The 8,266-nt window shown below is 40.5% G+C and carries 8 protein-coding genes; all 8 read left to right on the top strand.

The window, feature by feature from the left end; translation table 11 throughout:
* Positions 1 to 11 precede the first annotated feature (11 nt).
* The 8 genes from ESP02_RS08010 to ESP02_RS08045 all read left to right on the top strand — a co-directional run bounded on the left by ESP02_RS08010 (position 12) and on the right by ESP02_RS08045 (position 8,116).
* Positions 12 to 923, top strand: coding sequence for an ACP S-malonyltransferase (locus ESP02_RS08010; protein WP_025478556.1), 912 nt, complete (start codon positions 12 to 14; stop codon positions 921 to 923).
* 6 nt (positions 924 to 929) lie between these two features.
* Positions 930 to 2,576 (top strand): malonate decarboxylase subunit alpha, encoded by a 1,647-nt coding sequence (mdcA, locus tag ESP02_RS08015; RefSeq protein ID WP_002375084.1) that lies wholly within the window; start codon positions 930 to 932, stop codon positions 2,574 to 2,576.
* A 101-nt stretch (positions 2,577 to 2,677) separates the two neighbouring features.
* On the top strand, positions 2,678 to 2,977 hold the full coding sequence (locus tag ESP02_RS08020; protein ID WP_002292523.1) for a malonate decarboxylase subunit delta: 300 nt from the start codon (positions 2,678 to 2,680) through the stop codon (positions 2,975 to 2,977).
* Entirely contained in the window at positions 2,967 to 4,643 is a 1,677-nt protein-coding gene (gene mdcD, locus ESP02_RS08025; RefSeq protein ID WP_002375082.1) for a biotin-independent malonate decarboxylase subunit beta, read from the top strand. Before ESP02_RS08020 ends, mdcD begins: the two co-directional genes overlap by 11 nt.
* 3 nt (positions 4,644 to 4,646) lie before the next feature.
* The gene (locus ESP02_RS08030) at positions 4,647 to 5,240 is read left to right on the top strand and encodes a malonate decarboxylase holo-ACP synthase (protein WP_002342793.1); all 594 of its coding nucleotides are present in this window, start codon (positions 4,647 to 4,649) and stop codon (positions 5,238 to 5,240) included.
* 23 nt (positions 5,241 to 5,263) lie between these two features.
* Positions 5,264 to 6,349: an acyltransferase gene (locus ESP02_RS08035; RefSeq protein WP_010731850.1), complete on the top strand. Its 1,086-nt coding sequence runs from the start codon at positions 5,264 to 5,266 to the stop codon at positions 6,347 to 6,349.
* A gap of 21 nt (positions 6,350 to 6,370) precedes the next feature.
* Positions 6,371 to 7,240, top strand: a complete 870-nt coding sequence (gene mdcB, locus ESP02_RS08040) for a triphosphoribosyl-dephospho-CoA synthase MdcB (protein ID WP_002375078.1) — start codon at positions 6,371 to 6,373, stop codon at positions 7,238 to 7,240.
* 111 nt (positions 7,241 to 7,351) lie between these two features.
* Positions 7,352 to 8,116, top strand: a complete 765-nt coding sequence (locus ESP02_RS08045) for a TIM44-like domain-containing protein (protein WP_002375077.1) — start codon at positions 7,352 to 7,354, stop codon at positions 8,114 to 8,116.
* Positions 8,117 to 8,266: the final 150 nt, after the last annotated feature.

Consider the following 8,266-nt stretch of genomic DNA (forward strand, 5'->3'; position numbering starts at 1 on the left):
AGGCGAGGCTCATGAGTACAGGTTTCTTATTTCCTGGGCAAGGCAGTCAGAAGTTAGGGATGTTAGCAGATATCCCTGAAATGTACATGGAACGTTTAGAAAATGTGACGGGGTATCGGTTAGTTGATAAAGAAGAAAACTATCAAGATACGGTTTTTATCCAGCTAGCATTACTGACAAAAGCAGTATTTTATTTAGATGAAATGGAAAAAAACGGTATTCAGCCTGATATTGCAGCAGGACATTCGATCGGTGCTTTTTGTGCAGCTGTTGCTTGTCGATCTTTGACATTTGAGAATGCAGCGGAACTAGTCTATCACCGCGCAGTCTTAATGAAAGAAGCTTATCCAAGCGGTTATGCAATGGGCGTAGTAGTAGGTGTGACGAGAAGCGAAGCAGAGAAAATTGTAGCAAAAACGTTTGATCCTGACCACCCAGTCTATCTGTCAAATGAAAATTGTCCGATGCAACATACGTTATCTGGGAGTATCGAAGGTTTATCCGTTACGTTGGCAGAAGCCAAACGGCACCAAGCGCAAACAGCGAAGCTGCTGAAAGTTCCTGTGCCATCTCACTGTCTCTTGATGAATGATACGGTCAAGAAATTCAAGCCGTATATGCAGTCTGTCCATCTATCTGATGCTAGATGTTTGTATATAAAAAATACGGATGGAAGAGCCACTCAGGACGCAGAAGAGATTCGTAAAGATCTGTTGGAAAACCTAGCTTTCCCTGTGCAATGGAACCAAATGATGGACTTGGCAAAAGAATTAGGAATGGATCTGACGATTGAATTTCCCCCCGGCAATACTTTGACAAAGCTGATTCATACAAAATTTGGTGTAGATAAAGGGATCCGTACGATCAATCTAGACCAACATGGTATTGATGACGCCACGTTTCTATATCAAAAATGGAGATGACTAATTATGGAAAAACCAAACCGCAACTGGGCTTCTAAACGCGAAAAAAAAGCGCAGCGATTGGAAAAAATCAGCAACTTGCTCAATGGCAAGTATGTAGAAACTGAAAAAATCGTAGAAGTAATGGAAAAACTGATTGCTCCCGGCGACAAAGTTGTATTAGAAGGCGACAATCAAAAACAAGCAAGTTTTCTTTCAGAAAGTCTTGAAAAAGTAGATGCAGAAAAAGTGAATGATCTGCATTTGATCATGTCTAGTATCTCACGACCAGAACATTTGAATATTTTTGAAAAAGGAATCGCAAGCAAGATCGATTTCTCTTATGCTGGTGCACAAAGCTTGCGTGTCGCCCAAATGATTGAAGACGGCACAATGAAATTAGGAGATATCCATACTTATTTGGAACTTTATGGACGCTTATTCATCGATTTGATTCCAAATGTTGTTTTAGTAGCTGCAGATAAAGCAGATAAAGACGGCAACTTGTACACAGGCTTCAACACGGAAGAAACACCAACAATCGTCGAAGCTGCAGCTTTCAAAGATGGTATCGTGATCGTTCAAGTCAACGAAGTTGTCGATTCTTTACCACGTGTTGATATCCCTGGTGACTGGGTAGACGTTGTCGTGAAAGCAGATAAACCTTATCAATTAGAAGCTTTATTCACACGAGATCCTCAAAACATCACAGAATTGCAAATCCTAATGGCAATGATGGCAATCAAAGGAATCTACGCAGAACACGGCGTACAATCTTTGAATCACGGTATTGGGTTTAATACAGCAGCTATCGAATTGTTACTGCCAACTTATGGCGAATCACTAGGGTTGAAAGGGAAAATCGCGAAGAACTGGGTATTGAACCCACATCCAACGATGATTCCAGCCATCGAATCAGGTTGGGTTGAAAGCATCCATAGTTTTGGTGGCGAAGTTGGTATGGAAAAATATATTGCTGCTCGCCCCGATGTCTTTTTTGTCGGTAAAGACGGCACGATGCGCAGTAACCGAACATTATCACAAGCTGCAGGACAATATGCCATCGATATGTTTATCGGTTCAACCTTGCAATTAGATTACGAAGGAAACTCTTCTACCGTAACAAAAGGACGTTTATCTGGTTTTGGCGGTGCGCCTAACATGGGACATAATCCTGGCGGTCGTCGTCATTCTACACCAGCATGGCAATCACTTCGCGACAATGATGATCCATTAGGGAAAGGACAAAAATTAGTTGTTCAAATGGTTGAAACATATGGTTCAAATAAAAAACCAGTCTTTGTCGAAGAATTAGATGCACTAGCTGTTCAAAAACAAGCAGGCTTAGCCAATGCTCCAGTGATGATCTATAGCGAAGATACTACACATATCGTGACAGAAGAAGGAATTGCTTATTTGTACAAAGCAAAAACAAAAGAAGAACGACAAGCAGCAATTGCAGCCATCGGCGGTGTCACACCTCTTGGGATGACAAGTACTAAAGAATCACTAGACCGTTTGCGTGCAGCCGGCATCGTGAAATTACCAGAAGATCTAGGCATCAAACGTAGTGAAGCGAAACGTTCATTATTAGCTGCACAAACCATCGATGATTTGATCGAATGGTCAGATGGCCTATATGAACCACCAATGAAATTCAGAACTTGGTCATAAAATTGGCGAGGAAAACCTTTTGTCGCCATTTACCCAGATGGAAGAAGAAAGACGAATAAGCAGAACGTGTATGCTCTGTTTTACAAAAAGGGGAGAGATCCATGGAACAATTAGCTTATAAATATCCAACGAAACAGCCGATCAATAAGAAAATCCATGTAGGAGTGGTCGGTTCAGGTGATTTGGAAATCTTGATGTTTCCAACAGAAAAAAAAGAATCTACTGTAAAAATCTGTACAGGAAGCGATGGCTTCGGCGAAGTATGGAACAACGTATTAACGAGATTTTTTGATCGTTATCCAATTTCAGCAGATATCGTGATCAATGATTTCGGTGCTACACCAGGAGTTGTGTACCTACGATTGACGCAAGCAATGGAGGAACTTTCAGATGAAAAATAGTTTTGTAGAATTAAACGCCAGAGAACGAGTGAACGCTCTACTTGACAATGGACGTGAATTGATTGGTCCATTCGATCAAATCATCGCGCCAAGTTTGCCAGCACAAGGAATCGTCCCTGAAAGTGATGACGGGATCGTTGTCAGCCGTGGCACGATCAATGGTAAACAAGCAGTAGTAATCGCTATGGAAGGAAAATTCCAAGGTGGCGGTATCGGTGAAGTTTCCGGTGCAAAAATCGTTGCTGCACTCGAACATGTATTAGAAGAAAACAAAAAAGGAAATGAAATCTTTCCAGTCATCGTACTAGATACAGGCGGTGTTCGTCTGCAAGAAGCGAACTACGGACTGTTATCTATTTCAGAAATCGGAAATGTAATCATTGCTCTAAAACAATATGTACCAGTCATCGGTTTGATTCCAGGACGTGTAGGATCATTTGGCGGTATGTCGATTACTTCAGCATTGATGAGTTATTTGATCGCAACAAAAAAAGCGAGAGTCGGTTTGAATGGACCAGAAGTTATTGAACAAGAAGCAGGTGTTCGAGAATTTGATTCTAGTGACAAAGACTTGATTTGGAATACATTAGGATCTCGTCAACGGGTAGAATCAAAAATCATTGATGAATTAGTGACTGATAGTGTAGAGGCAATCAAAGCTGCTGTCATCGCAGCAATGGACGAACGAAAAGACACGCATCGCAGTGAAAGCTCAGCATTTTATTTATCATTACTTGATTCTTTGGATCTTTCAAAACCAATGTCCATTGACGATTACAATGAAGCAATTGCTAACCATCAAGCAAAATCAATGGACTTACCAGAAGTAGCAGAAGGAAATGAACCAGCTGCAGCAAGTGTTGGTTACGATTGGTTTGCGGCACTAACTGGCATGAAAAATCCAACTTCTTCTATTAGTACTGTGTATTATGGTAAATCAAGTAAATTCATAGAAGAAGCCATCGTGACATCAATCGTACCTGATCCTAAAAACCCGATGTACCGTGTACGAAACGGTGAAGTTGGTTTAGTTGAAGGTTTCCGCATGGGACAAATTTTGGATCACGTTTACGAAGAAGATAAAGATAAAAAAGTGAAACGGCCAATCGTCGTTGTGATCGATGTACCAAGCCAAGCATACGGCTATAACGAAGAATTAATTGGTATTCATGTGGCTTTGGCTAATAGTGCTGCTGCTTATGCAAAACTCCGTCAAGCTGGACATCCAGTTATTGGATTGATTGCAGGAAATGCTATTTCAGGTGCATTTTTAGCGCATGGATTACAATCAAGCCGCTTGATTGCTTTAAACAATAAAGAAATCACTGTCCAAGCGATGTCTAAAGAAAGTGCTGCACGTGTGACAAAACGTTCGGTTGCTGAAATCGAAGCAGCTGCTGAAAAAGTTCCAGCTATCGCTTACGATATCAATAATTATACAAAACTAGGAGCGATCTATCATTTCCTAGAAGATATCACCGACCAAGCTGCTTCAGAACAAAATGTCAACAAAGTCATCGAAGCAATCAATGAAGCCATTCAAGATGTCCGCAATACAAATGACACGATGCTGACAAATCGATACACGAACGAAACAGCCAAAACATTCGGACGTGTCGAAACAAATAAAGTCCGTGCCAAAATGGACGAAGAATGGGATGCATAAAAAATGATTCAAGCACATGATATTGTTCTTTTTGATAAACATGAAATAGAAAGGTTCCCCTTGCCTGAATGGGTCGTTCTAACTGAAAAGATGTTCGGAACAGTCCGTCGTGCGTCGACAGATCACGCCGAAATACTACCGATTGGATTACGTGGCCCTGCCCGCAATCAGAGATGGGCAACAGAAATCTCAAAACATGCTGTCAAACAAGTCATTCATCCGTGGGACATCATCGAACAAGAATCGTATAGACAAGAGAAAATCATGGATTATCCTGTTTATCAGCAATTTCATGCTGCTAGAAACATATTATCAGGATGCAAGTGGGGAATCGGCGGCAGCTTAGGATTTGAATTATCAACTGGGATTCCGGCAGTAAAAGAAACCAGTGATTTTGATTTGCTGCTGTACGCAGATTCACCGATTGAATTGCCAATTCAGGCAATTCGATCGCATCCTGCTTTTTTTGAGCAATTCGATACCCAAGTAGTGACTCGGCAAGGCGGTTTTTCACTAAAAGAGTATTTGAGAGAGCCAGAGAAAAAAATTCTATTGAAAACAGTCGAAGGACCTAAATTAACCAAAGAACTTTGGTAATAAAGAAAAAGAGAGAGAAAGAGATGTTTGAAAACAAAAAAATCAAAATCAACGTAAGTGACTTCCAGAAAGTATCAGCTGTAACGGCTGTTATGATGCAAACGATATTGAGCTTTGCTTTGGCAAACAGCCACAGCGCAACAAATACAGCTTTTCTTGGTACCTTTTACGTCATCGTTAAATACACAGCACCAATGTTTATTTTTGCAATTGTCTATAATATGGTAAAAACAAGTCAGCATTTGTCTTATTGGGAATTTTTGAAAGAAAAGTTTTTTGAACTAGTCGTTCCGTATCTTCTATGGACGACGGCTTATCTTTGGCTATTTCCAGCAGTCCAACAACAAACTCCGTATACGGATACTGCAAGCTTTTTACTGAAATATGTCACAGGTGATGGAGCGCCTCATTTATGGTATACCGTGATGATGCTGCAGATTCAATTGTTCATGCCGTTTTTTGTTTGGCTCGGTTACAAAGTATTTGCTAATAAAAAATATGTATGGCCAGTATTGATTGGTTCAACGATTTTATATGTTGCATGGTATCTGTTCTATCAAACACAAGTATTGACTGGTCCTTATCATGACAGCTGGTACTTGTTAGATCGGTTTGTTGCTAGTTTCATGATTTACGGGATTTATGGGGTAGCCGCATTTGTTTATCACGAAAAAGTCTATCAATATTTGGACAGAGTACGTTATCTTTTCTTACCTGTTGGCTTAGTTATCGCGTTCTTTTCTGTCCGTTCATTGCTCGCACATCCAGGAGACTTGAGCTTTGCGAATGCGCCTTACTTGAATACGATCCAAAGTTTGTACAGTTTAGTCATCATCTTTGCTGTCTTCATGGGCGCTTCAAAAATGATTGTAAACGATTCGCCAAAATTACCATTGTTTAAATGGTTGTCTGTTTATGCTTACCGTACGTATTTAGCCAATGTATTTGTTTTCCAAGTACTGTTGTTATTGTTTAAAGATAGTTGGCTGCAGTTACCTTCAGGAGTCATGATTCTTGTAGCTTATCTAATGACGGCAAGTTGTGCATTTGCTTTAAGCTGGTTGCTTCACATCATTTGGGTAGCCATCAAAAAAGGTTTCAACAAGTAATAGAAAGAAGGAGTGAGTGTCATGATAAATGACGAACGAAAAAAAGCAGTGACTCAGCAACTCGCTGCGTTGGTAGAGGAAGCATTGCTCGCAGAAGTAACATTAAGCCCAAAACCTGGATTAGTGGATGCACTGGATGCGGGTGCACATTCCGATATGGACTATGCTTTATTTCTTAAGTCTGCGAAGACGCTGACTCCTTTTTTTGAAGAAATGGCTCAAATAGCATGGCAACATGCTATCGATCAGGAGTTAAGAGAAAAGATTGCTGAGATTGGACGGAAAGCGGAAAAAGCAATGTTGATTGCTACAGATGGCATCAATACCCATAAAGGAGCGATTTGGGCAATGGGGCTATTGACCAGTGTGACTGCACAAAAAATCAGTATGGAACAGCCTTTTTCTTTAACGGAAATACTCGGTGATGTCAGCAAGCTTGCTGCTTTTCCTGATACAAAATATCGTCATAAAAAAACCACTCATGGGCATACGGTGAAGCAAAAATACGGCGTAAATGGTGCATATGAAGAAGCAGTGTTGGGTTATCCGCATATCAGGCTTGCAATCCAAGCTGCTAAGGAGCTAGATAATGATTCTGATGTACAGAAACAAATGCATATGTTGTTAGTTTTGATGAGTTCCTTAGATGACACCTGCGTATTGCATCGCAGTGATCAGAAAACGTTAGTGGAAATGCAAAAACTTGCTCATGCTGCTAGTCAAAGTGCTTTACCAAATCGTCCATTTATAGCACTGTTGCACTTTTGTCAGGAAAACCAAATTTCTCCTGGAGGAAGCGCAGATCTTTTGTCTGCCAGTTTGTTCATGCTGAAGATAGAGGAAATATGGACTGCCAACACATATGTCTGTCCGATGTCACTCAATGAGTAAATTAAGACAAAATTGCTAAAAAAACAGTTTATGCATCTGGTTATTGACTCTTCTTTTCGGCAAGGCTATGATAAAAATAGTTTTTTGTAATAAAAGATAACGAGGAAGACAATGAAAAAAATCAATTATTTAGCAATCATTTTGTTCGTGGGCCTATGTTTGTTTGCTCTGCCGACCCAAGGATTCGCTGTCGCGGGTGGTCATGGCGGCGGAACATCTAGCGGTCGAAGTTCGGGCAGAAGTTCATTTGGCGGTCGTTCATATGGGGGCAGTTATTTTGGCAGTCGTTCTTACGGCAGAGATTCTTATGGGTATTATGGCCCAAGTACAGGTCCTTCTAGTTATGAGCAAACGGGATTTCTTGCATTAGCTGTTTTGTCAGTAGGAGGGGTTTCTGCATTTTCTATCGTCAAGAATAAAAGACAAAAGAAAAGGCTGAAATCGGAGATATTGTCCCGCATGTCAGGAACGGCTAAAGAAAAGAAAGCACAGTTTCTGGAAATCCAAAAGATATTCATGAAGATCCAATCCGCTTGGGAAGAAGAAACTCCTGAAAAAGCCAGAAGCTGTTATACAGACAAGCTGTTTGCCGAACATCAGAAAGTTCTGCAAAAAAACAAAGCAGACGGTGTAAGAAATCATACTAAAAAAGTAACTATTCAGGAAGTAGGAAATTATCGACAGATCCACGAGAATAGTTTTGCCATCCGAATTGATTTCAGATGCTGTGATTATTTAGTTGATCGAAAAGATGGACGCTTGATCTCAGGAAGTACGACGCAACGACAGTATTTCTCTCAGATATGGTATTTTGATTTTTCTGAGAAAGAAAAAAGATGGCAGGCCGATTTTATTCAGCCGATTATGCTGGATTGACAGGAAATATTTATGAATGGAGCTGTGACAAAAGTCTTGTCGCAGCTCCTTTTTCGAATAAACGGTGTTCCAGAGATAGCCTATCGGCAATAAGGCTGAACATCTCTGTCACAACCTCTCCACTAAATGGTGTTCAAAAGCTTGCATCTT

The sequence above is a fragment of the Enterococcus sp. NBRC 3427 genome (genome assembly GCF_007996925.1).
GTDB classification, from domain to species: Bacteria; Bacillota; Bacilli; order Lactobacillales; family Enterococcaceae; genus Enterococcus_B; species Enterococcus_B lactis.